The sequence below is a fragment of the Arthrobacter sp. K41 genome (genome assembly GCF_059089645.1).
In genome coordinates, this window is sequence record NZ_JBNHEW010000003.1 from 164,124 (window position 1) to 188,534 (window position 24,411).

The 24,411-nt window shown below is 66.0% G+C and carries 22 protein-coding genes and 2 riboswitches; of the genes, 7 read left to right on the forward strand and 15 right to left on the reverse strand.

All coding sequences use genetic code 11. The features are described 5' to 3' along the window. Positions 1-43 precede the first annotated feature (43 nt). Both AC5RTE_RS08420 and AC5RTE_RS08425 read left to right on the forward strand, forming a co-directional pair. Positions 44-1,261: a winged helix DNA-binding domain-containing protein gene (locus AC5RTE_RS08420; protein WP_494040936.1), complete on the forward strand. Its 1,218-nt coding sequence runs from the start codon at positions 44-46 to the stop codon at positions 1,259-1,261. A 13-nt stretch (positions 1,262-1,274) separates the two neighbouring features. Then, positions 1,275-1,787 carry a hypothetical protein gene (locus AC5RTE_RS08425; RefSeq protein WP_494040937.1) on the forward strand — a complete coding sequence of 171 codons (513 nt, stop codon included), beginning with the start codon at positions 1,275-1,277 and terminating at the stop codon, positions 1,785-1,787. Between the two features lie 6 nt (positions 1,788-1,793). Here the strand turns inward: AC5RTE_RS08425 and AC5RTE_RS08430 are convergent, their stop codons facing one another. Then, positions 1,794-3,278 (reverse strand): CoA-acylating methylmalonate-semialdehyde dehydrogenase, encoded by a 1,485-nt coding sequence (locus AC5RTE_RS08430; protein ID WP_494040938.1) that lies wholly within the window; start codon positions 3,276-3,278, stop codon positions 1,794-1,796. 13 nt (positions 3,279-3,291) lie between these two features. After that, entirely contained in the window at positions 3,292-4,194 is a 903-nt protein-coding gene (mmsB, locus tag AC5RTE_RS08435; RefSeq protein WP_494040939.1) for a 3-hydroxyisobutyrate dehydrogenase, read from the reverse strand. Positions 4,195-4,333: 139 nt separating this feature from the next. Here mmsB and AC5RTE_RS08440 point away from each other — a divergent pair, with 139 nt between their 5' ends. Further along, positions 4,334-5,233 (forward strand): LysR family transcriptional regulator, encoded by a 900-nt coding sequence (locus AC5RTE_RS08440; RefSeq protein ID WP_494040940.1) that lies wholly within the window; start codon positions 4,334-4,336, stop codon positions 5,231-5,233. A 44-nt stretch (positions 5,234-5,277) separates the two neighbouring features. Here AC5RTE_RS08440 and AC5RTE_RS08445 read toward each other — a convergent pair whose 3' ends face one another. The 4 genes from AC5RTE_RS08445 to AC5RTE_RS08460 form a co-directional block, all read right to left on the reverse strand. After that, positions 5,278-6,396, reverse strand: coding sequence for a zinc-binding dehydrogenase (locus tag AC5RTE_RS08445; protein ID WP_494040941.1), 1,119 nt, complete (start codon positions 6,394-6,396; stop codon positions 5,278-5,280). A gap of 103 nt (positions 6,397-6,499) precedes the next feature. Next, positions 6,500-7,882, reverse strand: coding sequence for an MFS transporter (locus tag AC5RTE_RS08450; protein ID WP_494040942.1), 1,383 nt, complete (start codon positions 7,880-7,882; stop codon positions 6,500-6,502). A gap of 178 nt (positions 7,883-8,060) precedes the next feature. Next, positions 8,061-9,176 carry a homoserine O-acetyltransferase MetX gene (metX, locus tag AC5RTE_RS08455; RefSeq protein ID WP_494040943.1) on the reverse strand — a complete coding sequence of 372 codons (1,116 nt, stop codon included), beginning with the start codon at positions 9,174-9,176 and terminating at the stop codon, positions 8,061-8,063. 12 nt (positions 9,177-9,188) lie between these two features. Next, a riboswitch (SAM riboswitch) is annotated at positions 9,189-9,304 on the reverse strand. Positions 9,305-9,406: 102 nt separating this feature from the next. Further along, positions 9,407-10,732, reverse strand: coding sequence for a bifunctional o-acetylhomoserine/o-acetylserine sulfhydrylase (locus tag AC5RTE_RS08460; RefSeq protein WP_494040944.1), 1,326 nt, complete (start codon positions 10,730-10,732; stop codon positions 9,407-9,409). 43 nt (positions 10,733-10,775) lie between these two features. Next, a riboswitch (SAM riboswitch) is annotated at positions 10,776-10,891 on the reverse strand. A 163-nt stretch (positions 10,892-11,054) separates the two neighbouring features. Here AC5RTE_RS08460 and AC5RTE_RS08465 point away from each other — a divergent pair. The 3 genes from AC5RTE_RS08465 (at position 11,055) to AC5RTE_RS08475 (ending at position 13,462) form a co-directional block, all read left to right on the forward strand. Beyond that, positions 11,055-11,693, forward strand: a complete 639-nt coding sequence (locus AC5RTE_RS08465) for a VOC family protein (RefSeq protein WP_494040945.1) — start codon at positions 11,055-11,057, stop codon at positions 11,691-11,693. Between the two features lie 235 nt (positions 11,694-11,928). After that, positions 11,929-12,777 (forward strand): 13E12 repeat family protein, encoded by an 849-nt coding sequence (locus tag AC5RTE_RS08470; protein ID WP_494040946.1) that lies wholly within the window; start codon positions 11,929-11,931, stop codon positions 12,775-12,777. Positions 12,778-12,877: 100 nt separating this feature from the next. Beyond that, entirely contained in the window at positions 12,878-13,462 is a 585-nt protein-coding gene (locus AC5RTE_RS08475) for an HNH endonuclease signature motif containing protein (RefSeq protein WP_494040947.1), read from the forward strand. A gap of 20 nt (positions 13,463-13,482) precedes the next feature. On the opposite strand, the gene AC5RTE_RS08480 is transcribed toward AC5RTE_RS08475, so the two are convergent. The 6 genes from AC5RTE_RS08480 to tdh all read right to left on the reverse strand — a co-directional run bounded on the left by AC5RTE_RS08480 (position 13,483) and on the right by tdh (position 19,854). Next, positions 13,483-14,259, reverse strand: a complete 777-nt coding sequence (locus AC5RTE_RS08480; protein WP_494040948.1) for a CPBP family intramembrane glutamic endopeptidase — start codon at positions 14,257-14,259, stop codon at positions 13,483-13,485. A 71-nt stretch (positions 14,260-14,330) separates the two neighbouring features. Further along, positions 14,331-15,119: a DeoR/GlpR family DNA-binding transcription regulator gene (locus AC5RTE_RS08485; RefSeq protein WP_494040949.1), complete on the reverse strand. Its 789-nt coding sequence runs from the start codon at positions 15,117-15,119 to the stop codon at positions 14,331-14,333. Between the two features lie 96 nt (positions 15,120-15,215). Then, the gene (gene hutI, locus AC5RTE_RS08490; protein ID WP_494040950.1) at positions 15,216-16,427 is read right to left on the reverse strand and encodes an imidazolonepropionase; all 1,212 of its coding nucleotides are present in this window, start codon (positions 16,425-16,427) and stop codon (positions 15,216-15,218) included. 11 nt (positions 16,428-16,438) lie between these two features. Then, the gene (locus AC5RTE_RS08495) at positions 16,439-17,563 is read right to left on the reverse strand and encodes an NAD(P)/FAD-dependent oxidoreductase (protein WP_494040951.1); all 1,125 of its coding nucleotides are present in this window, start codon (positions 17,561-17,563) and stop codon (positions 16,439-16,441) included. A 39-nt stretch (positions 17,564-17,602) separates the two neighbouring features. After that, entirely contained in the window at positions 17,603-18,799 is a 1,197-nt protein-coding gene (locus AC5RTE_RS08500) for a glycine C-acetyltransferase (protein WP_494040952.1), read from the reverse strand. 8 nt (positions 18,800-18,807) lie between these two features. After that, a complete protein-coding gene (gene tdh, locus AC5RTE_RS08505) occupies positions 18,808-19,854 on the reverse strand; it encodes an L-threonine 3-dehydrogenase (protein ID WP_494040953.1) in 1,047 nt (348 codons plus the stop codon). A 132-nt stretch (positions 19,855-19,986) separates the two neighbouring features. Between tdh and AC5RTE_RS08510 the strand changes: the two genes are divergently transcribed. Continuing rightward, positions 19,987-20,898: a LysR family transcriptional regulator gene (locus AC5RTE_RS08510; protein ID WP_494040954.1), complete on the forward strand. Its 912-nt coding sequence runs from the start codon at positions 19,987-19,989 to the stop codon at positions 20,896-20,898. A 112-nt stretch (positions 20,899-21,010) separates the two neighbouring features. On the opposite strand, the gene gatB is transcribed toward AC5RTE_RS08510, so the two are convergent. From gatB to gatC, 3 genes are read right to left on the reverse strand one after another with little or no spacing between them, the layout of a single operon-like run. Then, complete coding sequence (gatB, locus tag AC5RTE_RS08515; RefSeq protein WP_494040955.1) at positions 21,011-22,519, reverse strand: Asp-tRNA(Asn)/Glu-tRNA(Gln) amidotransferase subunit GatB; 1,509 nt, start codon at positions 22,517-22,519, stop codon at positions 21,011-21,013. Next, on the reverse strand, positions 22,519-24,090 hold the full coding sequence (gene gatA / locus AC5RTE_RS08520) for an Asp-tRNA(Asn)/Glu-tRNA(Gln) amidotransferase subunit GatA (protein WP_494040956.1): 1,572 nt from the start codon (positions 24,088-24,090) through the stop codon (positions 22,519-22,521). Before gatA ends, gatB begins: the two co-directional genes overlap by 1 nt. 3 nt (positions 24,091-24,093) lie before the next feature. Further along, on the reverse strand, positions 24,094-24,390 hold the full coding sequence (gene gatC, locus AC5RTE_RS08525) for an Asp-tRNA(Asn)/Glu-tRNA(Gln) amidotransferase subunit GatC (RefSeq protein WP_307095783.1): 297 nt from the start codon (positions 24,388-24,390) through the stop codon (positions 24,094-24,096). Between the last annotated feature and the right edge of the window lie 21 nt (positions 24,391-24,411).

Genomic DNA, 24,411 nt, shown 5'->3' on the forward strand with positions numbered 1-24,411 from the left:
CCCGCAGGATAATCCCGACGGCGGCCAGTTCAGGCGGGCAGGCATGGAACCCCATGCGGTGGTGCGGATGCGGCTTCGGTCCCAGCTGCTCCGGGCACCTGCCGCGGCCTCTCCCGAAGCGGCACTCCGGAGGCTCCTGGCCGTGCAGGCACAGGAGTTTCCGTACGCCCGGTGGAGTCTCGCCCAGCGCGTATCGGCCGCCGGACGTGCACCCGTGACGGCTGCTGACATTGAACAGGCTGTGGCGGACGGCCGGATCCTGCGCACCCACATCCTCCGGCCCACCTGGCACTTCGTTCACCGGGACGATCTGCGCTGGCTCCGTGCGCTCTCCGGGCCACGGCTTGAGCAGGCCAATGCCTTCACCTACCGCAGCACCGGCATTGACGCGGCCGCTGCCGCGCGGAGCGCCGACGTGCTGGCACGGGCTGTTGCGGACGGAAACCACCTGACCCGTGAAGGCCTTGCGGACCGGCTGCGCGGGGCCGGGTTTACGGCGAAGGGCCTGGAGCTGGCCTACCTGATTATGCATGCCGAAATCAGCGGTGTCCTGGTGAGCGGGACGCCCGTGCGAAGCCGTGGCGGAGCGTTGAAGCAGACATACGCGCTTTTTGAAGAGCGGGTTCCCGCCGGGCCAGGGACGGCGCCCACCCGGGAGGAGGCGTTGGCCGAACTCGCCCGCCGCTATTTCACTGGCCGCGGTCCTGCCACAGCCAAGGACTGCGCCGACTGGTCGGGAATGACCATGACGGACGTCAGGAAGGGCCTGCAGCTCACCCTGGAAACTGAACCGGGGGCTCTCGCCTCAGCCCTTATAGACGGCGTCGTGTTCTATTACAGTCCTGAAGCCGCCGGCACTGGCGCCCGCGATGCTGAGTCCGGCAGTCCTGAAGCCGGGGCAGGAGACGGAGCCGCCGTCTCACCGGAAGGCCGGCCCCGGATCGACCTGGTCCAGTGCTACGACGAATACATCATGGGTTATTCCGCCACCCGGCACTACCTCGGGGGCAGCGCACCCGCTTTTCCCTCTGAAGGCCAGCCGATGCACGTGGTGCTGCTGGACGGGAAGATGGCCGGCGCCTGGCGGCATACGCTGCTTCCCGGCCGCTGCGAGCTGGATATCCGGCTGTCACTCTCCGCTGGGACGCCGGGTTCTCCAGTGGCCGCGGCAGTGCAGGAAGCAGTGGACCGGTACGGCGCATTCACCGGGCTCCCGGCCGTTCGCGTGCACTCCGGGGCTAAGCTTGAGGGACACATATGAGAGGCACGGCACCGTGAGCAACTTGTTTTTCTGGATCATCATTTTGTCATTCCTGATCCCGATGGCCATGCGGATGTACCGGAAGTCTGTGGCCCGCAGGAACCAGGAGCAGAGCTTCCTGGGGCGCTACCCCGAGCAGTTCCCGGGCGGAGGCCAGTTCCCGGGCTCAGCCGGCCCGCAGAACAAACAGCCCCGGGACGGCTTCACCCAGCAGGACTACTTCAGCGGCGGATTCCGCGGCCTTGACCGGCCCCAGCCGCTGCCGCCCGTCCAGCCGGTCCCGCCGATGGACCAGCAGTTCCCGCCGTACGGGCAGCAACAGCATGGGCAATACCAGCAGGGCCAGCCGGTGCAGGGACAACCCCAGGTGCCCCAGCAGCCGGCCGCCCCTGCAACTCCCCCGCCGCCGTCGGCCCCGCAGGGCTACCGCGCGCGCAGGCTGGCGGAGCTGGATGAGAAGTACAGCAACGGCGAACTGTCCGTTGAGGAGTACATGGCCCGCCGCGGCGAGATCATGAACGGCTGACGCGCCTCAGTCGACCTGCGGAAAGCCCAGGTCGATGACCGACGTCGCGGGGTCCGGCCACCGGGTGGTGACCACTTTGCCCCTGGTGTAGAAGCGGATACTGTCCGGCCCGTACATGTGCGTGTCACCGAACAGCGAGTTCTTCCAGCCGCCGAAGGAGAAGGTGCCCACCGGCACCGGGATGGGCACGTTCACGCCCACCATGCCCGCCTCCGCGTCGAACTCGAACTGCCGGGCGGCGCCGCCGTCACGGGTGAAGATGGCAACGCCGTTGCCGAACTCGTTGTCGTTGACCAGTTGGACGGCGTCATTGTAGGTATCCACGCGGACAACGGACAGGACAGGCCCGAAGATTTCGTCGTCGTACACCTTCATGCCCGGCTTGACGTTGTCCACCAGGCTGACGCCAATAAAGAACCCGTCTGAATCGAACTGCTGCGAGCGGCCGTCAACAACCACCGTGGCCCCTTCGTCCTCTGCGCCTGCCACGTAGGAGGCCACCCGCTCACGGTGCTCCGCCGTAATCAACGGGCCCATCTGCGATGCCGGGTCCGTGCCCGGGCCGATGGTGAGCGTCGCCATCCGGCTCTTGATGGCCGCCACGAGGTCGTCAGCGACGTTGCCCACCGCAACAAGCACGCTCACTGCCATGCACCGCTCACCCGCTGAGCCGTAGGCAGCCGACACGGCCGCGTCGGCTGCCATGTCCAGGTCCGCGTCAGGCAGGACCACCATATGGTTTTTGGCCCCGCCCAGTGCCTGGACCCGTTTGCCGTGGTCCGCCGCGCGCTTGTAGATGGACTGCGCGATGGGCGTTGAGCCCACGAAGCTGACGGCTTTCACGTCCTGGTGCTCAAGCAGGACATCCACCGCTTCCTTGTCTCCCTGGACCACGTTCAGCACGCCGGCGGGCAGCCCCGCTTCCGCGAAGACTTCCGCGATGAATACGGCCGATGAGGGATCCTTTTCGCTCGGCTTCAGGAGGACGGTGTTGCCGCACGCCAGTGCACTGCCGATCATCCACAGCGGCACCATGGCCGGGAAGTTGAACGGGGTGATGCAGGCCACCACGCCTACAGGCTGCCGGACGGAGTGAACGTCCACGCCGCTGGAAACCTGCTCAGAGCGTTCCCCCTTGAGCATGTGGGAGAGCCCGGTGGCGAACTCGATGTTCTCGAGCCCGCGGGAAATCTCCCCTTCGGCGTCGGAAAGCACCTTGCCGTGCTCGCTGGTAAGGACGGCAGCCAGTTCGGACTTGCGCTGGTTAAGGATTTCGCGGACGCGGAAGAAGATGTTGGTCCGCTTGGCCAGGCTCGTTGCCCGCCACGCCGGCAGTGCGGCCTTGGCCGCGGCGATGGCTTCCTCCACGCGGGCGGCCGAAGCCAGCGCCACCTGCTTTTCCTGCTCTCCTGTGGCGGGGTTGAAGACGGGGCCGAAGCGTTCCGCGTCGGTGACGCGGCTGCCGTTGATGTAATGCGGGATGGTTTGCATGAAAGTCTCTCTTCTACTTTGCTGAATCCAGGGAACCGTCAACGAGCTTGATGATCATGGAGCAGTCCTTGCCGGACTCGCCCGCATCGATAAGGCGCTGGTACAGCTGCTGGACGTGCTTGCCGATTTCCAGGGGCGTGCCGGTGTCTTCCGCAGCGCTGATGGCCAAGCCGATGTCCTTGTTTGCCAGTTCGGCGGTGAACGTGGGCGCAAAGTCGTTGTTGGATGCCGCGGTGGGGACGACGCCGGGAACGGGGTACCAGGTGCGCAAGGCCCAGCTGTCCCCGGAGGAGACGGAGGCGATATCCCAAAACACCTTCTTGTCGAGGCCAAGCCGGTCCGCCAGCACGGCGCCCTCGGCTGTAGAGGCAAGGTTGATCAGGAGCATCAGGTTGTTGCAGATTTTGGCCGCCTGGCCGGTGGTGGCTCCGCCGGTGGGGATGATGTTTGCGGCCATCGGTTGGATGAAGCCGGCAGCATCGGCCACGGCACCAGTTTCACCGCCGACCATAAAGGTGAGTGTTCCGGCTGCCGCGCCGCTCATCCCGCCTGAGACAGGGGCATCAACGAAGCGGAAGCCGGCGGCAGCGGCGGCGTCGTGCAGCTCCTTTGCTGCGGCGATATCGATAGTGGAGGAATCGACCAGGAGGGTGCGCGTATCGGCATGGGCCAGCACCCCGTCCGCGCCCAGGTAGACGGCCCTGGCGTGTTCGCCCTTCGGCAGCATGGTGAAGACGACGTCGGCGCCGGCCACAGCCTCGGCGATGCTTCCCACCGGTTTGACCCCTCCGGCCTCCGCTGCGGCGAGCGCGGCGGGGTTGAGGTCGAATCCCCGTACGTCGTGGCCCGCCTTGGCGAGGTTCCCCGACATGGAACCGCCCATATTCCCCAACCCAATCCAACCGACTACTGCCATGGTCCAAGCTCCTTTGCTGTGTCCCCGGCCGAAGGCAGCCGGAAGGTCTGTGTCCACCATCACACCCCTGTTACAGTGCAATCAAGGGGAAAAAACACAGACAGTATGTGCACTGATGCACACGGATGGAAGGTGATGAGTGGCGCGGCTACCGAGTCCGGACGACCTGCTGATTTTGCTGACCGTGGCCCGGCTGGGGCGTTTCAATGCCGTCGCAGAAACGCTTGGTACCACGCACACCACTATTTCCCGGCGGATCCTCGCCCTCGACAAGCAACTGGGCGGGCGCACGCTGGAGCGCAGCCCGCACGGGTGGGAATTGACGGAGCTGGGCGCTTCGGCCGTCGCCGCGGCCGAGAGGATCGAGGAAACCCTGGGTTCCCTGGCTGCGGTCACAGGCCAGGACCGGGACGCTCTCGCCGGCATGGTGCGGATCAGCACCTCTGACGGTTTCGGCGCCGAATTCGTCACGCCTGCGCTGGTCCGGCTGCAGCACCGGCATCCCATGCTCAATGTTGAGATGCTCAGTGCCACGCGCAAGGTCAGCCAGAACCGCTCCGGCGTGGACCTGGAGGTGGTGGTGGGACGCACGGACGTGAGCAACGCGCAGGCCATCTTCCTGACCAACTACTTCCTGCGGCTCTACGCCAGCCCCGCCTACGCCGCCCGGAGGGGATTACCGGAAACGCCCGACGGTGTGCGGCAGCATGGCTTCGTCTCCTACGTGGAGTCGGCACTTCAGGTGGCCGAACTGGGCCACCGGTCCTCGCAGCTGCCGATGCCTAAGTCCAGTTTCCAGGCGACGAGCATTTTCGCCCAGGTGGAGGCGGTACGCCGCGGTGCCGGCATCGGGTTGCTTCCCAGCTTTATGGTGGCCCGGGATCCAGGGTTCGTTCCGGTGCTCCGGGACTCCTTCCAGCGCCAGGTGCCCATCTGGGCAGTGGCCCGGCCGGAAGCGCTGCGGTCCGCCAGGGTGCAGGCCGTGATTGCTGCGCTGCAGGAAGAGGTGGCGGAACGCCAGGATCTGTTGGCAGCCTGATGCGGCGGGCGCGTGATCCTGCTGCAATTGGAGCAGGATCCATGTCAGGCCTGGAAGAGCCGCCTTACCACCTGTCCTGCGGCGAGCGCATCGAGGCCTTCGTTGATCTCCTCCAGCGGCCGGGTGTCCGTGTGCAGCAGCTCAACGGGGAGCCTGCCCTCCCGCCAGTACCGGAGATAGAGGGGGATGTCCCGGCCTGGAACGGCGTCGCCCATATAGGACCCGAGCAGCCGCTTGCCCGCTCCCGCGAACTGGAGCGCGGGCACCGTCAGCTCCGCAGTGGGGTGCGGCAGTCCCACGGAGACCACGGCGCCGCCGCGGGTCACGTGTTCAAGGCAGGAGGTGATGACACGTGCTGATCCCACAGCTTCGATGGCAGTGTCCACGCCGTCACCCGCGGCCTCAGCAATAAGACGGGAAGCCTCGTCCGGCGTCCCCACCGCCGTGGCGCCGCACTTCAGGGCGAGCCCGTGTTTGCCGGCATTCGGGTCGATGGCAATCACGGAGGAGGCACCCGCGAGAGCGGCGGCCATAACGGCCGAAAGCCCCACGGCGCCGAGTCCGAAGACCGCCACTGACTGGCCGGGCTGGACTGCAGCGGTGTTCATTACCGCTCCCATTCCGGTGAGTACGGCGCACCCGAACATTGCTGCAACAGTGTCCGGGACGTCGTCGTCGATAACCACCACCGATTCCCGCGCCACCACTGCATAGTCGGCGAACGCCGAGACCCCCAGGTGGTGGTTGATCCGTTCCCCTGCAGGCGTCCGCAGCAGGGCCTCGCCGTGCAGGAGGTCCCCGGTCCCGTTGACTTCCGCAGCGCGGTGGCAGAGTGCGGGGCGGCCTGCCCGGCACGCGCGGCAGGCACCGCAGCTGGGGACGAAGACGAGGACCACGTGGTCTCCGGGGGAAACATCCGTCACGCCCTCCCCCACTGCGGCAACGCGTCCTACGGCCTCGTGCCCCAGTGCCATGGGAAGGGGCCGGACGCGGGAACCGTCCACCACTGACAGGTCGGAGTGGCACAGGCTTGAGCAGGTGATGGTGATGCCCAGCTCGCCGGCCCGGGGTTCCGGCCGGTCGAGCTCCTCGACCCGAAGGGGGTGCGCGTCGGTGTAGCTCGTTCCGGGCGGGACAGTGGAGTAAAGAACGGCTGCTTTCATGGGAAATCCTGACTTCGTCGATGGGGCTGACGGCCGAACTGCCCGGGCCTGCGTTGTCGCGGGTCGGGCAGTCTGCGTGTTGTGCGGTGGCGGGTGCCGGAGCCTACTTCTTGGCCGCTGCCAGCAGGTCGGCCGTGCCCTTGGCGTCTGCCGCGTCCACGTCGTGGAGCGAGATGCCACGGGTCTCCTTGAGGAAGAACACCGAGATGGCGGTCACGATGCAGGCACCGAGCAGGTACAGGGCCACCGGGGTGGAGGACTTGAAGTTGCTCAAGAGTGCAGTGGCGATGATCGGTGCCAGCGAACCGGCAACGATGGAGGTGACCTGGTAGCCCAGGGAGACGCCAGAGTAGCGCATCCGGGTGGGGAACATCTCGGCCATGATTGACGGCTGCCCTGCGTACATCAGCGCGTGGAAGAGGAGGCCGATGGTGATGGCGGCCAGGATGACGATGTCGTTGGCGGTGTCCATCATGGGGAAGGCGAAAAAGCCCCAGGTTCCGCCGAGGATGGCGCCCGCCATGTAGACCGGCCGGCGGCCGAAGCTGTCGGACATCTTTCCCACGAGCGGGACAGCGCAGAAGTGGATGAAGTGCGCCACCAGCAGGAGCAGGAGGATCCGGGAGGTGTCGGTCTGGACGACCACTTTCAGGTAGGTGATGGAGAACGTCACCACGAGGTAGTACAGGATGTTCTCGGCGAAACGCAGGCCCATGGCGGTGAAGACACCGCGGGGGTAGCGGCGAAAGACTTCGGCGACGCCGTAGCCCTTCTTCTCGACGGTGACTTCCTTGCGGGCTTCGATGAAGATCGGGGCGTCCTGGACCTTGGTGCGGATGTAGTAGCCGACGATCACGATCACGGCCGAGAGCCAGAAGGCGACGCGCCAGCCCCAGCCGAGGAATGCTTCCTGGGAAAGCGTGGCAGAAAGGGTGAACAGCACGCCGGTGGCCAGGAGGTTGCCGAGGGGAACGGCGGACTGCGGCCAGCTGGACCAGAACCCGCGGGACTTGTTCGGGCTGTGCTCGGCAACGAGCAGCACGGCGCCGCCCCACTCCCCGCCGACGGCGAAGCCCTGGACGAAGCGCAGGAACACCAGGAGGGCCGGGGCCCAGTAACCGATCTGGGCAAAGGTGGGCAGGCATCCCATGAGGAAGGTGGCCACGCCCACCAGGATGATGCTCAGCTGCAGCAACTGCTTGCGGCCGAACTTGTCCCCGAAGTGGCCGAAGACAATGCCGCCGATCGGGCGGGCCACGAAGCCTACGGCGTAAGTAACGAAGGCAGCGATGATGCCGTCGAGTTCCGTCCCTGAGTTGGGGAAGAACATTTTGCCGAACACCAGGGTGGCGGCCGAGGCATAAAGGAAAAACTCATACCACTCAACTACGGTGCCGGCCATGGAGGCCGTCACTACTTTCCTCAGGCCTGTGGATTTGACGTCGGTTTCCTCTGGCCGCCGTGCGGCGGAGTGTTCCGTACTCATGTGAACTCCTTCGGCGTCGTCTTCGACACCACTGGGACAGTCTGTAGCGGATGCGTGTGGTTTTGGTCACGAACCGCCGGGTCCCATCGAGTATGGTCCTCCCAAACGCGCAGCTCAACGCCGAATGATGCAGAGTGCATCTGCATTAATGCACACGGGCAGGCTTGTGGGGCCGGGGTTACTCCGAAAGATGGTCCCGCAGCTGGCTCCCCAGCTGGGCGATCTCCGTGAGGAATCCGTCGTGCCCGATGGGTGCCTCGATAAGGTGGACGTCCACCTCGCCGGGGAGGGCACGGGCCAGTTCCCATGACTGGGACGGGAAGTAGAGCCGGTCAGAGTCCACCGCCGCTACAAAGAACCGTGCAGTGCAAGCGGACAGGGTCTGGACGAGGGCTCCACGCCCCCTGCAGATGTCATGGCTCATGAGCGCTTCGGTGATGGCGATATAGCTGTTGGCGTCAAACCTCTGGACCAGTTTGCTGCCCTGGTGGTCCAGGTAGCTTTCCACCTGGTAGCGCCCGCGCGCTGCAAGCTGCTCGCCTTGAAACGGTGATTCGGGAGCCTGCGGCGCACGGCCGAACCTGCCGTCCAGCTCGACCGGAGAGCGGTACGTGATGTGGGCGATCCGCCGGGCGAGGGCCAGCCCCTCCTCGGGGGCGGTGCCGCCGTAGTAGTCGCCGCCGTTGAAGTTGGCGTCCTGCCGGATGGCGAGCGTCTGTGCCTGGGCGAAGGCGATCTGTTCTGCCGTGCTCGCGGCACCAATGGAGATCACGGCGCAGCGCTGCACCCGTTCCGGAAAGGTGACGGCCCATTCGAGGGCGCGGGCGCCGCCCATTGAGCCGCCCAACACGGCGTACCAGCTCCGGATTCCGAGCTGGTCTGCCAGCCGGGCTTCGGCCACGGTGCTGTCCCGCAGGGTCACCAGCGGAAAACGCGAACCCCATGGTTTTCCGTCCGGGGCAGGCGACGAGGGCCCGGTCGAGCCGTAGCAGCCGCCCACAATATTTACGGACACCACGAAGAAGCGGTTGGTATCCACTGGTGCGTCCGGCCCGGCGAGTTGTTCCCACCAACCGGGCTCCTCGGTGTCGCCCCGGGTCACGTGGGTGCTGCCGGTCAGTGCATGTTCGATCAGGACGGCGTTGCTGCCGTCCTCGTTCAGGGTGCCCCAGGTTTCGTAGGCCAGAACAACGTCCGGCAGGTCACCGCCGGCTTCGAGCTTCAGCCCGCCGATGGAGGCGTAGCGGACAATGCCGTGTTCGGGGACAGTTGTACGGGTGACGGTAACCGTCATGGCAAGACCTCTTCTACGCGCTTGCCCGCCGTCATATGACCGGCAGGCCAGGTCTTCACCCGGGGCACCCCGCCGCGGAAGGAGGGTTGCCGGCCAGCAAGCCGGGGCTGTCACTGGCACTCATGACCTGGTTCGAGTGTACGAAACAGCCCCTGCCTGCCGCCAAGAGTGTGACTGGTTGTGACTTCCCCGGCCCGTTGCTGCCCCCGGGCGCCCACCCTGCGGGAGGGCTAGGCTCCGGTGGCCTCCTTGGCCGCGCGGAAGCCGGCTTCGAGGTCGGCCAGGATGTCATCGATATGTTCGATCCCCACCGAAAGCCGCACCAGGCCGGGGTTCACGCCCGCCACCACCTGCTGCTCGGGCGACAGCTGGCTGTGGGTGGTCGACGCCGGATGGATCACCAGCGACCGGACGTCGCCGATGTTCGCCACGTGGGAGTGCAGCTCCAGCGCGTCTACAAATCGCTTGCCCGCCTTCGCGCCACCGGCAAGGTTGAACGACACGATGGCGCCGGTCCCCTTGGGGCCGTATTTGCGGCCCCGCTCGTACCAGGGGCTGGAGGGAAGCCCCGCATAGGCGACCGATTCGACGTCGTCACGCGCTTCCAGCCACTGGGCAACTTCCAGGGCGTTGGCAACATGCCGTTCCACCCGCAGACTCAGCGTCTCCAGACCCTGGGCGATGAGGAAGGCGTTGAAAGGCGACACCGCCGAGCCGAGGTCCCGCAGCAGCTGCACACGGGCCTTCAGGATGTAGGACAGGTTCGCGCCGAGGGCACCGTCTGCGCCGAGATCGCGGGCGTAGACAAGCCCGTTGTAGGTGGGGTCCGGGGTGTTGAAGCCCGGGAACCGGGCAGGGTCCTTGCCAAAGTCGAACTTTCCGGAGTCGACGATCACTCCTGCAATGGCGGAGCCATGGCCGCCGAGGTACTTGGTGGCTGAGTGCACCACAATGTCAGCACCCCATTCGAGCGGCCGGATCAGGTACGGGGTGGACAGGGTGTTGTCCACGATCAGTGGAACGCCGGCGTCGTGCGCCACCTGGGACACGCCTTCGATGTCCAGGACGTCCTGCCGCGGATTGGACACCACTTCGCCGAAGAAGAGCTTGGTGTTGGGCTGGACTGCCCCGCGCCACTGGTCCAGGTTGTCCGGATCTGCCACGAAGGTGACTGAAATCCCGAATTTCTTGAGTGTGTGGGCAAAGAGGTTGTAGGTGCCGCCGTAGAGGCTGGGGCTGGCGACGATGTGGTCCCCTGCCTCGGCGATGTTCAGGACGGCAAAGGTCTCGGCGGCCTGGCCGGAGCTGAGCAGCAACGCTCCCAGGCCGCCTTCCAGGCTGGCGATCCGCTGCTCCACCGCTTCCTGTGTGGGATTGCCGATCCTGGTGTAGATGGGTGCCAGCTCGGCCAGGGCAAAGCGGTTGGCGGCGCTTTCAGCGCTGGGGAAGACAAAGGACGTGGTCTGGTAGATGGGAAGGGCCCGGGCGCCGGTGGCACCGTCCGGCTCCTGCCCTGCGTGGATCTGACGGGTTTCAAAAGACCATCCGTTGGACAAGTAAGGCTCCTTTGACATGGGCCCGGCATGCTGGAAGCACTGCGGGCCGCGCTTGCCATCCGGCCGTTGCCGGACAACCAGGTCCTCACCCGGGGCACCCCACCGCGGGTGGAGGGTTGCCGGCCAGCAAGCCGGGGCTTCGTGCTGGCACTCATGACCTGAGCTCAGTGTAGGAACGTGCAGACAGGGCCGAACAGGATTATGACGAACATAGTCCTCAAGATTTCGGGGACCTGCGCAGAAAAACCAGCGCTTCCAAGGGAAAATCCCAGTAAGGGTTGCCTTAGCTGAGAGCCCGATCACAAAGTGCCAAGATGTTGCCATGCGCATGGATCACGTCTCTTACGCCTGTGAACACGATGGCCTGGCTGCCACCACCGAACGTATCTCCTCTGCCCTCGGCGTTGAGGCAGTGAAGGGCGGGGTACACCCGCGGTTCGGAACCCGGAATATGATCATCCCGCTTGCGGGACACAAGTACCTCGAAGTGGTGGAGGTCCTGGACCACCCCGCTTCGGACAAGGCTCCCTTCGGACAGGCAGTGCGTGCGCGGTCTGCCGCCGGCGGCGGCTGGATGGGCTGGTGCGTCGAGGTTGACGACCTGGCACCATTCGAAGAGCGCCTTGGCCGCTCCTCGGTCAACGGAAACCGTAAGTTTCCCGACGGCCGCGAACTGGTCTGGAAACAGATCGGCATCCTCGGTCTGATCGCAGACCCGCAGGTTCCGTACATGCTCAAGTGGGAGGGCGACCCAACCCTGCACCCGTCCAACGCCTACGAAAGCAACGTCAAGATGAGCTGCCTGACCATTGCCGGTTCGGCTGAGCGCGTTACTGAATGGCTGGGTGAGCCGGTAGAGAAGCCGCTCGAGGACGTGGCCGTGGAGTGGGTGGCACCGCACGGAACCCCCGGGATCCTTTCGGTGACGTTCGAGACCGCCAGCGGAGCCGTCACGATCTGACTGTCCCTGGCGGAGCTGCGGGGCTGATGCCCGGGCTTCCGTACGGTCGGATATACCAGCCCGCTCTTTCCTGAGCTTCGGCCGCCATCAGCAGGTGACAACGGCGTCACCCGCTGATGGCGGCCGAATCCGTTTCCTGGTGCACCCAGCGGATGACGGCGCGGCAACGGGTAGTTCAGCTGCCTGCGCATCCACTCCAACCGGTATTGTCAGACCCCCTTGCCATGATGGGTGTATGGGAAAAGCGGCGGTAGCGAAGGCGTTTGAGGACATCAATGCCGCCCTTGCCGTGCTTTATGCCGAAGCGGAGGCTCCGGTTTCCGGGGTGGTTGATGGTGCTGATCCGTTGGCTGCCCTGGCCGATGGTTGCCTGGACATCCTCTCCGGCGCGGCCACCGTGGAGGCACGGGTCACAGGGCTGAAGGCCCGGGCGGCGGTGACGTACGCGGACACCGTCCATGCTGTCGCGGCGCCGGAAACCCCGATGCAGGCGCGAGAGATGGCGGTCGCCGCGGAAATCGGCAGCCTCCTGGCCCTTGGCGGCCGTGCCGCTGGTGCGTTCCTGGCCACCTCCCACGCCCTGGTGGCCACGTTGCCGCTGACCCTCTCGGCCCTGCGCGCCGGGACGGTCTCGTGGCGGCACGCCCAGCTCATGGTGGAGGAAACCGCCACCCTGGACCCTGCCGGCGCCGCCGCCCTCGAAGCCCACTTCCTGGGCCCGGATACACCCATACCATCCACCGCCGCGCCGATCGGGGACATCCCCGCATACCGGTTCAAAGCCAAAGCCCGGACCTGGCGCGAGCGCCACCACGCCGAGTCCATCGAACAGCGGCACATCAGGGGTGTGGCGGACCGGCGGGTGGAATACCGGCCGGACCAGGACGGGATGGCCTGGCTCTCCGCCTACCTGCCCGCTGACCAGGCGGTAGCGGGCTGGAACCGGCTCACCGCCCTCGCCCGCGGACTTCAGGGCCCCCGACGAGCCCCGCAGCCTCACCCAACTGCGGGCCGACCAGTTCGCCGCAGCCCTCCTCACCAGCGGGGCCAGGATCAGCGGCGGAACCACTACCGGCAGCAGTGACGATACAGGCGCAGACGCAGGCCCGGCTGCAGACGCCGATGCAGGTACAGGAACGCATCGTGGGCCATCGTCATCGATCCGGCCACAGGTCCTGGTCACCGTGCCCGTATTCTCCCTGCTCGGCCTCACCGACGAACCCGCCATGCTGGACGGCTACGGACCCATCCCGCCCTCGATGGTCAGAGACCTCGTCACCAACGGCGCCAACTCGTTCTACCGGGTCCTCGTCGACCCCCGCGACGGCGCGCCACTGGAGATCGGCCGGACCAGCTACCGCCTCACCAAAGCCATGAAGAAAGCGCTCCAGCTCCGGGACGGCAAATGCACCTTCCCCGGCTGCAGCAACAACTCCCTGGACAACGAAGCTGACCACCTCACCGCCTGGCACCACGGCGGAACCACCGGAATCAGCAACCTCGGCCAGCTCTGCCCCAAGCACCACCGCCTCAAACACGCCACCGCCTGGAAACCCACCCCGGCCACCAGCACCCAACCACCGGCCTGGACCTCACCCACCGGCAGGCACTACAAACCCGAACACCACGACTGGGAACCACCACACTTGCCACGCCAACTTCAGACCGTGCCGGAAGACGCTACGCGCGGCCACGTGGACTTTGTCCTCGTCGCGCACTCCCCCGGAGAGGACTGCATCGAACGGTTCCTGCACGCGCGCGGCGGTTGACCTTCACGGATTTTGAGCCTTTACCCCAGTCCTATGGCCTTGCCGAACAGGCTGAAGCCGACGAAGGCCACGATGTCCAGCACGGCATGGGCGATCACCAGGGGCATGACGCGGCGCGTCCGGGTATACAGCCACGCGAAAACGAGGCCCATCACCACGTTGCCGATGAAGGGGCCAAAGCCCTGGTACAGATGATAGGTGCCGCGGAGCACCGAGCTCACGGCGATGGACAGCGGTATGCTCCAGCCGAACTTCCCAAAGCGGTTCAACAGGTAGCCCACCACGATGACTTCCTCCACCACGGCATGGCGCACTGCCGAGAGGATCAGCACCGGCACTGTCCACCAATACGCGTCGAGCGCACTGGGAATAATGGCCGTAGTAATTCCAAGAGCCCTCCCCGCGGCGTAAAGGCCAAGGGACGGGATACCTATCAGAGCCGCCAGTCCCAACCCCTGGAACAGGTCCCGGCCCGGCCGCTCGAAGTTGAATCCGAGCTTGCGGAAAGCCGAACCCGCTTTGCTGTCGCCCGAGGCTGCCTGCCGCTGGTCCGTGAGGAAGTAAATCACCAGCAGCACGGGCACCAGCGCGAAGATGATGTCCAGCAGTTGGTAGGTCAGGTCAAAGTATTCACGGCTGCTCTGGGAGCGGTTGAGCGTGGACGTGCCTTCAGCCAGCGGCGCCCGTGTCATCTTGTCCAGCAGCTGCACCACCGAGTAGACCGCAGACTGGCCCAGGGACAGGCCCAGGACAATCCAGACTTCAATCTTCAAACGACGGCGGGAGGGAACCAGCATGTACCCATCTTGCCTGCAGTTCCTGGTTCCGGGCTGATTGCCCTTACTGTCCGGCTGGCACACAGCTGAAACTAGCCGGCAGCCACAGTCACTTCCGTACCGTTGGCTTCGAAGGCCGCCTTGTCCCGTGGCGAGATTCCTGAATCCGTAATGAGGCGGGTGAAGTTGTAGCCGTCCATGGTGGCAAAGGCGCGCACCCCTACTTTGGACGAGTCAGCCAGCACATAAGAAACGCGTGCCCTGCTGGCGAGCAGTGCGTTCACGGAAGCCTCCCCCTCCCCCGTGTTGGTTGGTCCCACTTCAGGGTCGATGCCGTTGACGCCGATAAAGGCGATGTCCAGCACCACCTTCTGCATAATGATGTCCGTGTAAGGCCCCACGAGTTCATAGGAGCGCGGATTAAGGATTCCGCCGGTCACCATGACCTTGATGTTTGGCCGGACCGCCAACTGCCCGGCGATATTGATCGCATTGGTTACTACCGTGAGGGTGGGCTGGTTGGAAGGCGCGTTGAGGTCCTCGCGGGTGGCCAGGATCTGTGCAAGGGCGGTGCTGGTGGTGCCGCCGCACAAGCCGATCACCGCCCCTGGAGCAATCAGTGCAGAGGCCGCCTGGGCAATCTGTTCCTTGGCCTCGGCGTGGTCGTCACGGTTGTACCGGCCCGGCAGGTCGTACGCGAGAGCACCGGTGGTGGCACCGCCCCGGGTCCTGGTCAGCAACCGTCGCTTTGCCAGGCTGTCCAGGTCGCGCCGGGCAGTGGCTGGGGAGACGTTGAGGGTGGTGACGATCTCTTCGACCTCTACCTGCCCGGTTTTGGCAAGGAGATCAAGGATGGCCGTCAGTCGGTCGGTGCGGGTCATGCAAAGGCCTCCAGCTACTCCGCCACCAGCTCCGATGACGCTTCCTGATCATAACAGGTCACTTACGATCATCTAACGCCATTTTGCTGGTGCTGGTTACCTGGCCCGCTTCCCGGCACGCCATACAGCGTACGTCAGTGGCATGCCCGGGCGGTAAGCAAGGTGCGTCGCAGAGGGTGCGTTGAGCAGCTGAAGGTCCGCCCGGTGACCGACGGCGATCGAACCCACCGCGCGTTCGCCGTCGGTATCGATTCCTGCGTCCTTGTGCAGCGCCAATGCACCGCCGTAGGTGGCGGCCCGGACGGCTTCATGGACGCTGAGGCCCATCTGCAGCACTGCCGTGGTGACGCAAAAGGCCATGGAGCTGGTGTAGGACGTGCCCGGGTTGCAGTTGGAGGCCAGCGCCACCTGGACTCCGGCGTCCAGCAGGGCCCGTGCAGGCGCGAGCGGCTGGCGGGTTGAGAGGTCGCAGGCCGGCAGGCAGGTGGCCACGGTGCCGCGCCGTCCGGTTCCGGCGGCATCATCCCAGGCGGCCCAGGTTCCGGCGAGCGCGTCCACGTCCTGCTCCGCAAGGTAGTTCACGTGGTCCACGCTGGCGGCGCCGAGTTCCACTGCGAGCTGCACTCCCGGCCCCTCGCCCAGCTGGTTGCCGTGCACGCGCAGGCCGAGCCCCGCTTCGCGGCATGCCAGCAGGACCCGCCGGGACTGCTCAGCCGTGAAAGCGCCCTTTTCACAGTAGACATCAGCCCACTGCACGTATGGCCGGACGGCGGCCAGCATCGGACCACAGACGAGTTCCGTGTAGTGGTCTGGATCCTGCCCGGCAGGCACCAGGTGTGCTCCGAGGTAGGTGACCTGGTCGGCCACGGTGGAGGCGATGCGCGCACTCCGGGTTTCGTGTTCAACGTCCAGGCCGTAACCGGTTTTCGTTTCGATGTAGGTGGTTCCCTGGGCGACAGCTTCGTCAATGCGGGCCAGCGCGAGGCGGGTGAGGTCGAAGTCGGAGGTTGACCGGGTGGCGTCCATAGTGACGGCGATGCCCCCGGCGGAATAAGACTCCCCAGCCATCCGCGCCTCGAACTCCGCCGTCCGGTCACCGGCGAAGATCAGGTGGGTATGGGAGTCCACCCAGCCGGGGAGCATGGCACGGCCTCCGGCGTCGACGGCGTCGTCCGCGGCAGGTGCGTCGGCCGCGGCGCCGATCCAGGAGATCCGTTCCCCCTCAATCACCACCGCAGCGTCCCGCAGGACCTGGTGCTCCAGGTCCTGCGTCATCAGCTCGGCGATATTGGTGATCAGCGTACTCATAGTGCCATTCTTCAGCGCCGGACGGACCAGCGGGTTGCCGCCAGCGCTTGCGCTGTCCGGGATGCCGGACTGTCGCCGGTTCGGCCCGAGGCGCTGCTGACTGTGTCGCGGCCGGCGAGTATTTGCCCTGCTGCCAGTTCCGCCATCGCGGCCGATGTCTGGAACCCATAGCCGCCCTGGCCTGCAAGCCAGTAAAAGCCGGGGGCTTCGGCGTCGAAACCGGCCACCGGGATACCGTCCGCCGCTTCGGTCCGCAACCCGGTCCAGGCACGGCGGATTCCGGTGATGCCGAGCGTTGTCAGTTGATTAAGCCTTGCGGCGAGCCGCTCCACGTCACCGGGGCGGGGCCTGGCGTCTTCGGCCCTGCTGGGCACTGATTCGGACGGGGAAATCAGCACGTCGCCACCCTCGCGGCGGAAGTAGAACGAATTGTCCGCTGCCGCCACCATAGGGCTCCGCTCGGGCAACGGGTGTTCGACGGCGGCAATCGCCGCGGTCCGCCGGTACGGCTGCAGCCCGAGCTTCTCCACCCCGCTGATGACGGCGAGTTCATCGGCCCAGGCGCCGGTGGCGTTCACCAGGACGCCCGCTTCGAGTGCCTCCGTGCCGGCTCCCACTTGCCAGCCGGAGCCGAGGCGCTGCGCGGAATGGACCCTCGCGCCGGTGATGATGTCCACCCCGGCCGCGAGGGCACGCTCCCGGTAGTCGGCCAGCAGGAGGGGCGCGTTGCAGCCGAAGGATCCGGTGTCGAGGCCGGCGGCGGCAAACGAATCCGGGACCAGCGCCGGGCAGAGTTCGAGTGCTTCGGCCACGCTGATGGGTTGCATGGAGCCGCTGGCTTCGGCAGCCACCTCTTCCTCGGTCCCGACCAACATGAAGCCGCGGGGTGTAAGCACGTGTTCGGGCAGCTCAGCGTCGCGGGCAGCAATCAGCTCGAGGGTCCGGACCGTCAGTTCCTGGACCACGGGCGGACCGTAGCTGGGGATGAGCTGCCGTGCTGAGCGGGAGGAGGTGTGGTACGCCAGCTCCTGCTCAGCCTCCACCAGCGCCACGCTGCATTTGCCGGCCAGGGCCGAGGCAAGGGATAGCCCGGCGATGCCGCCGCCGACAATCAGGACGTCGTAGTGTGCTGCCATGGCACCATCCTTGCAGAGTTGGGAGGACGGCGGCTGCGCTCAGGCTCCCACTTCGGCACGGCTGGCGACGAAGGCCCGCACGCACGTTTCGACGTCGTCCGCTGAGTGGGCGGCCGAAAGCTGCACCCGGATCCGGGCGGCCCCGCGCGGCACCACGGGGAAACTGAAGGCGGTGACGAAGACGCCATGCTGCAGCATCCGGTCGGCCACCTTGGCAGCCAGGACGGCGTCGCCGAACATCACCGGGACAATGGCGTGCTCGCCGGGCAGCAGGTCAAAGCCTTCCTCGGTCATCCGGCGGCGGAAGAGCGCAGCGTTGTCAAAGAGTGTGCGCCGCAGCTCCGCCGAGTTCTCCACGAGGTCCAGGGCTTTGATGGTGGCGGCAACGATGGCCGGGGCCAGCGAGTTCGAGAAGAGGTACGGCCGGGCCTTTTGCCGGAGCATGGCCACTACTTCCCGCCGGCCGGAGACGTAGCCGCCGGATGCCCCGCCCAGCGCCTTGCCGAATGTGCCGGTGTAGATGTCCACCCGGTGCGACACCCCTGCGTGTTCCGGGGTACCGGCACCGGTGGCGCCCATAAAACCGACGGCATGTGAGTCGTCCACCATCACCAGGGCGTCGTGCTTCTCGGCAAGGTCGCAGATGGCTTCCAGCGGTGCCAGGTACCCGTCCATCGAAAAAACACCGTCGGTGACGATGATCTTGCGGCGGGCGTCCTTCGCCTCCACCAGTTTCGCTTCCAGGTCCGCCATGTCCTGGTTCGCGTACCGGTACCGCTGGGCTTTGCACAGTCGGATGCCATCGATGATGGAGGCATGGTTCAGGGCATCGGAAATGATGGCGTCCTCCGGGCCGAAGAGCGATTCGAAGACCCCGCCGTTGGCGTCGAAGCAGCTGGAGAACAGGATGGTGTCCTCGGTTCCCAGGAACCGCGAGACGCGGGCTTCGAGTTCCAGGTGCAGGTCCTGGGTGCCGCAAATAAAACGGACGCTGGCCATGCCGAAGCCGCGTTCGTCCATGGCGGCCTTGGCTGCGTTAATGATGTCGGGGTGGTCCGCCAGGCCCAGGTAGTTGTTGGCGCAGAAGTTCAGCACGTTGGCGCCCTGCCGGCCAATGATGCCGGCGGTGATGTGGCTTGACTGGGGCGAGTTGATGCTGCGTTCGGTCTTGAAGAGTCCCGCGGTGCGGATGTCCTGCAGCTCGGTGCTCAGCTGGTCCTTGATCGAGGTGTACATGGTGTTCCTTAGAGTTGGGTCCAGTCGAGGACAACTTTTCCGCCCGCGCCGCTCCGGGCCAGGTCGAAGCCCTTTTCCCATTGGGCAGCAGGGAGCGTATCAGTGACGACGGCGGAGATGCCGGCGTGCAGCACGGGATTGGACGAGAGCATGGCGCTCATGGCGTACCAGGTCTCGTACATTTCGCGGCCGTAGATGCCTTTGAGCGTGAGCATGTGGGTGACCACCTTGCCCCAGTCAATGGTGATGTCCTGGCTGGGCAAGCCGAGCATGGCGATCCGGCCGCCGTGGTTCATGTTGTCGATCATTTCCGGCAGGGCGGTGGGGTGGCCTGACATTTCCATCCCGATGTCGAAGCCTTCGCGCATGCCCAGTTTCCGCTGCGCGTCCCGGACACGCGTGGTGGAGACGTCGATGGCGAGATCTGCGCCGAGCTGCCGCGCGAGGTCCAGCCTGGGCCGCGACACGTCCGTGATGGCAATCTTGCGGGCACCGGCATGGCGTGCGACCGCGATGGCCATCAAGCCGATGGGGCCGGCGCCGGTAATCAGCACGTCCTCACCCACCAGCGGGAAGCTGAGAGCGGTGTGGACGGCGTTGCCGAAGGGGTCGAATATTGCACCGAGTTCGGCGGTGACGGAGTGATCGTGATGGACCCAGACGTTGGTTTCCGGGATTACGACGTACTCTGCGAAGGCCCCGTCCCGCTGCACACCCACACTTACGGTGTGGATGCACATCTGCCGCCGGCCGGCACGGCAGTTGCGGCAGATCCCGCAGACCACGTGGCCCTCCCCGGAGACCCGGTCACCGACTTTGACGTCGCGCACGTCCTCACCGATCCCGACGACTTCCCCGTAGAACTCATGGCCGGGGATGAGGGGAGCTTCGATGATCCCCTGCGCCCATGAGTCCCAGGACTGGATGTGCAGGTCAGTGCCGCAGATCCCGGTGGTCATGACCCGGATCTTGACATCCGCGGGGCCGGCCACCGGTTCGGGGCGGTCCACCAGTTCGAAGCCGGCCCGTGGGCCGGGCTTGTACAAAGCCTTCATCGGCTTCCTAACTCTTCATCTTTGCGTCATCGGCGGGAGCTGCCCTCCTCATTACAGCGAGGAAGAAGCTTAAGCACAACCGCTATTTTCTCAATCAACGATGTAGCTGGAGCTAATGCATAGACTGGGAACATGGAGATACACCAGCTTGAGATCCTGCGCGAGCTTGGCGCCCTGGGCAGCGTCAAGGCCGTGGCGGACACGCTAATGGTGACGCCTTCAGCGGTATCGCAGCAACTGGCGCTCCTGCAGCGCACCGTGGATGTTCCGCTGACCCGCAAGGAAGGCCGGAACCTGGTCCTGACCGAGGCGGGCCAGGTGCTGGCCGACGCCGGCGCCGCCGTCGTCAGCGCCATGGCGGATGCCAAGGGCGCCATCGGAAGCTACCACGGCACGCCGGATGGCAGGGTTACTCTCTCCGGCTTCCACAGCGTGGGCCAGGCCGTGTTTGCCCCGCTCGCGAGGATGCTGGACGCGGAGGGACAACCGCGCATAGAGCTTTCCGACGAGGACGTGGCCCAGCAGGATTTTCCTGCCCTCACTGCCCGCTACGACCTGGTGCTGGCCCACCGGATGGACCACAGTCCCCGGTGGCCCGCGGAGCGGGTGACGGTGATTCCACTCGCCCACGAACCCCTCGACGTGGCGCTGCCTGCCGGACACCCACTGGCCGGGAAGGCGGCCGTGACAGCGGACGACGTCGGCGGGGAGGCCTGGGTGACCAGCCACACCGGCTACTCCCCCGCCGATGTGCTGTCCGCCGTCGCCGCCGTTTCCAGCCGGGAACTGAACATCGTCCACCGGATCAACGACTACTCCACGGTTGCGGCCCTGGTGGCTGCCGGCGGAGTGGTGGGGCTGCTGCCCAGGTACACCGCCGGGCCGGTGCTCAACGCGCAGATCGTGCTGCGTCCCCTCGAAGGAATCAGCACGCGGCGCCGGATCGACCTTCTGGCACGGCCCGAGAACCTGAAGCGCCGTTCAGTCACGATCGTCTCCGAGGCGCTGCAGGGCATCATGGCCGGCCTGGTGGAACAGGGCTGACGCTGCCCGCCCCCGGGCGGCGTGAGCACTGATCAAACCAAAACTGGGTCGCAGCAAATGTCGTTATGACCGCTCAAAACGACACTTACTGCGACCCAGTTGGGTGGGGAATTTAGACGGTGACGCCCAGCTTCTCCAGGATCAGTTCGCGGACCCGGCCGGCGTCGGCCTGGCCGCGGGTGGCCTTCATGACTCCACCTACGATGGCGCCGATGGCCTGCACCTTGCCGCCGCGGATCTTGTCCGCCACGTCAGGCTGTGCAGCCAGCGCGGCGTCGATGGCTTCGAGCAGCGGGCCGTCGTCGGAAACCACGGCCAGGCCGCGCTTTTCGACAATTTCTGCGGGGGCGCCTTCACCGGCGAGCACGCCGTCCAGCACCTCCGAGGCCATCTTGTTGTTGATCTTGCCCTCTTCCACCATGCGGGCGAGCTCCACGATGGTGGCGGGCTGGACTCCCAACTGGCCGGGGTCGACGTCGGCGTTCTTGGCGCGGCCCACGATTTCGCCCATCCACCATTTGCGGGCAACGGAAGCGGAAGCACCTGCGGCAATTGTTTCCTCGATCTCGTCCATCACGCCGGCGTTCACCACATCGCGGAATTCGAGGTCCGAGTAGCCCCAGTCGGCCTGCAGCCGCTTGCGGCGGGCGGCCGGCGGCTCGGGCAGCGTGGCACGGAGCTCTTCGACCCACTCGCGTGAGGGAACAACAGGAACCAGGTCCGGTTCCGGGAAGTAGCGGTAGTCGTCGGCGTCGGACTTGGCGCGGCCGGACGTGGTGGTGCGGGTGTCCTCGTGCCAGTGGCGGGTCTCCTGAACGACCGGCTCGCCGGCATCGAGGACGGCGGCATGGCGCTGGATCTCGTAGCGGACGGCGTGTTCGACGGCGCGCAGCGAGTTCACGTTCTTGGTTTCCGAGCGGATGCCGAACCGTTCCCGGCCGTGCGGGCGGAGCGAGACGTTGGCGTCGCAGCGGACGTTGCCGCGTTCCATCTTCGCGTCGGACACACCGAGGTTCTTCACGATTTCACGGACCGCTGCCACGTAGGCCTTGGCGAGCTCGGGCGCGCGGGAACCGGCGCCTTCGATCGGCTTGGTGACGATTTCGACCAGGGGAACACCGGCACGGTTGTAGTCCACCAGGGAGAAGTCGGCGCCCTGGATGCGGCCGGTGGCACCACCCATGTGGGTGAGCTTTCCGGCGTCCTCCTCCATGTGGGCACGCTCGATCTCCACGCGGAACACGGTGCCGTCGGAGAGTTCGATGTCCAGGTAGCCGTCATAGGCGATGGGTTCGTCGTACTGGGAGGTCTGAAAGTTCTTGGGGGTGTCCGGGTAGAAGTAGTTCTTCCGGGCGAAGCGGCAGGACTCGGCGATCTTGCAGTTGAGCGCAAGGCCGATCTTGATCGAGGACTCGATCGCGGCCTTGTTCACTACCGGCAGGACGCCGGGCATGCCGAGGTCCACCTCGTTGACGTTGGTGTTGGGCTCGTCGCCGAAGACGTTGGGAGCGGAGGAGAACATTTTGGTCTTGGTGTTGAGCTCCACGTGGACCTCGAACCCCAGGACGGGATCGTACTTCTCCATGGCCTCTTCGAAGCTCAGGATTGCGTCGGTGTTCATTAGTTTGCCTCCTTGGCTTCGACGAGCACGGCCACGGGACGTGGGGAAAGTTCCGGGGCCTGGGCCAGCAGCGGGCCGCCCCACCTGGCCTCCAGCAGCGACTCCAGCACGGCGCCCACGCGGTACAGGCGGGCGTCCTCCCGGGCCGGGGCCAGCAGCTGGATGCCAACGGGGAGCCCGTCCTCGTCGGCAAGGCCGCCGGGAAGCGACAGGCCCGGAACCCCGGCGAGGTTCGCCGGAATGGTGGCGACGTCGTTGAGGTACATGGCCAGTGGATCGTCCAGTTTCTCGCCGAGGCGGAAAGCGGTGGTGGGGGCGGTGGGCGAAATCAGGACGTCGGCCACGGTGAAGGCGGCGTCGAAGTCGCGCTGCACCAGGGTGCGGACCTTCTGAGCAGAGCCGTAGTAGGCGTCGTAGTAGCCGGCGGACAGCGCGTAGGTGCCCAGGATGATGCGGCGCTTGACTTCGTCGCCGAAGCCGGCGGCGCGGGTGGCACCCATCACGCGTTCGATGGTCATGGGACCGTCCTCGGGGAGGACACGCAGCCCGTACCGGACGCCGTCGAACTTGGCCAGGTTGGAGGACGCTTCAGAGGGCATGATCAGGTAGTAGGCGCCCAGGGCGTACTGGAAGTTGGGGCAGGACACCTCGACGATTTCGGCGCCGGCGTCCTTGAGGAGTTCCAGGGAGTCGTGGAAGCGGTTTTCGACGCCGGCCTGGTAGCCCTCGCCGTGCAGTTCCTTGATGATGCCGATCCGCATGCCCTCGACGTTGCCGGTTTTCGCGGCGGCCACGAGGTCAGCCAGCGGGTCCGGCAGGGAGGTGGAATCGCGCGGATCATGCCCGCCGATGACCTCGTGCAGGAGGGCTGAGTCCAGGACGGTCCGCGAAACGGGGCCGATCTGGTCCAGCGACGATGCCATGGCGATGGCGCCGTAGCGGGACACGCTGCCGTAGGTGGGCTTCACGCCCACGGTTCCGGTGACCGCACCGGGTTGGCGGATGGACCCGCCGGTGTCGGTTCCCAGCGCGAGGGGCGCCTCGAAGGCCGCGACGGCGGCTGCGGACCCGCCGCCGGAACCGCCCGGGATCCGGTCCAGGTCCCAGGGGTTGCGGGTGGGCCCGTAGGCGGAGTGCTCCGTGGAGGAGCCCATCGCGAACTCGTCCAGGTTGGTTTTGCCCAGGATGGGCATCCTGGCCGCGCGCAGGCGCTCCACGACTGTGGCGTCGTAGGGGCTGTGCCAGCCCTCAAGGATTTTGGAGCCGGCCGTGGTGGGCTGGCCTACCGTGACGATGAGGTCCTTGACGGCGATGGGGACGCCGGCGAGGACATGCAGGGCGTCGGCTTCGGCGCCGCCGGCGGCGCGGATCGCGTCCACCTCTGCCGCGACGGCGAGCGCTTCCGCGGCGTTGACGTGCAGGAACGCGTTGACGCCCCGTTCGCCGCCGTCAACTGCAGCGATCCGGTCCAGGTATGCCTGGGTGACTTCCACGGAAGTGACCTCGCCGGCAGCAAGCTTTTCGGCCAGCGTGGACGCGGAGAGGCGGATGAGTTCGTTGGTGTCAGTCATGCTTTATGCCTCATCCAGGATTGCGGGGACCTTGAAACGGTTGTCATCGGAATCCGGTGCGCCGGAAAGCGCCTGCTCCGCTGTGAAGGTATGTCCCACAACGTCCTCGCGGAACACGTTGTTCAACGGGATGGGGTGGGACGTGGCCGGGACGTCATCACCGGCGGCTTCGCTCACGGACTTGACCGAATCAACGATGACGGCGAGTTCTCCGGCCATCCTGTCCAGCTCTTGGGCACTCATCTCAATGTGAGCGAGCCGCGCGAGGTGCGCGACGTCGTCACGGTTGATCGCAGCCATGGATCTCCCCTGCAAAGTTTG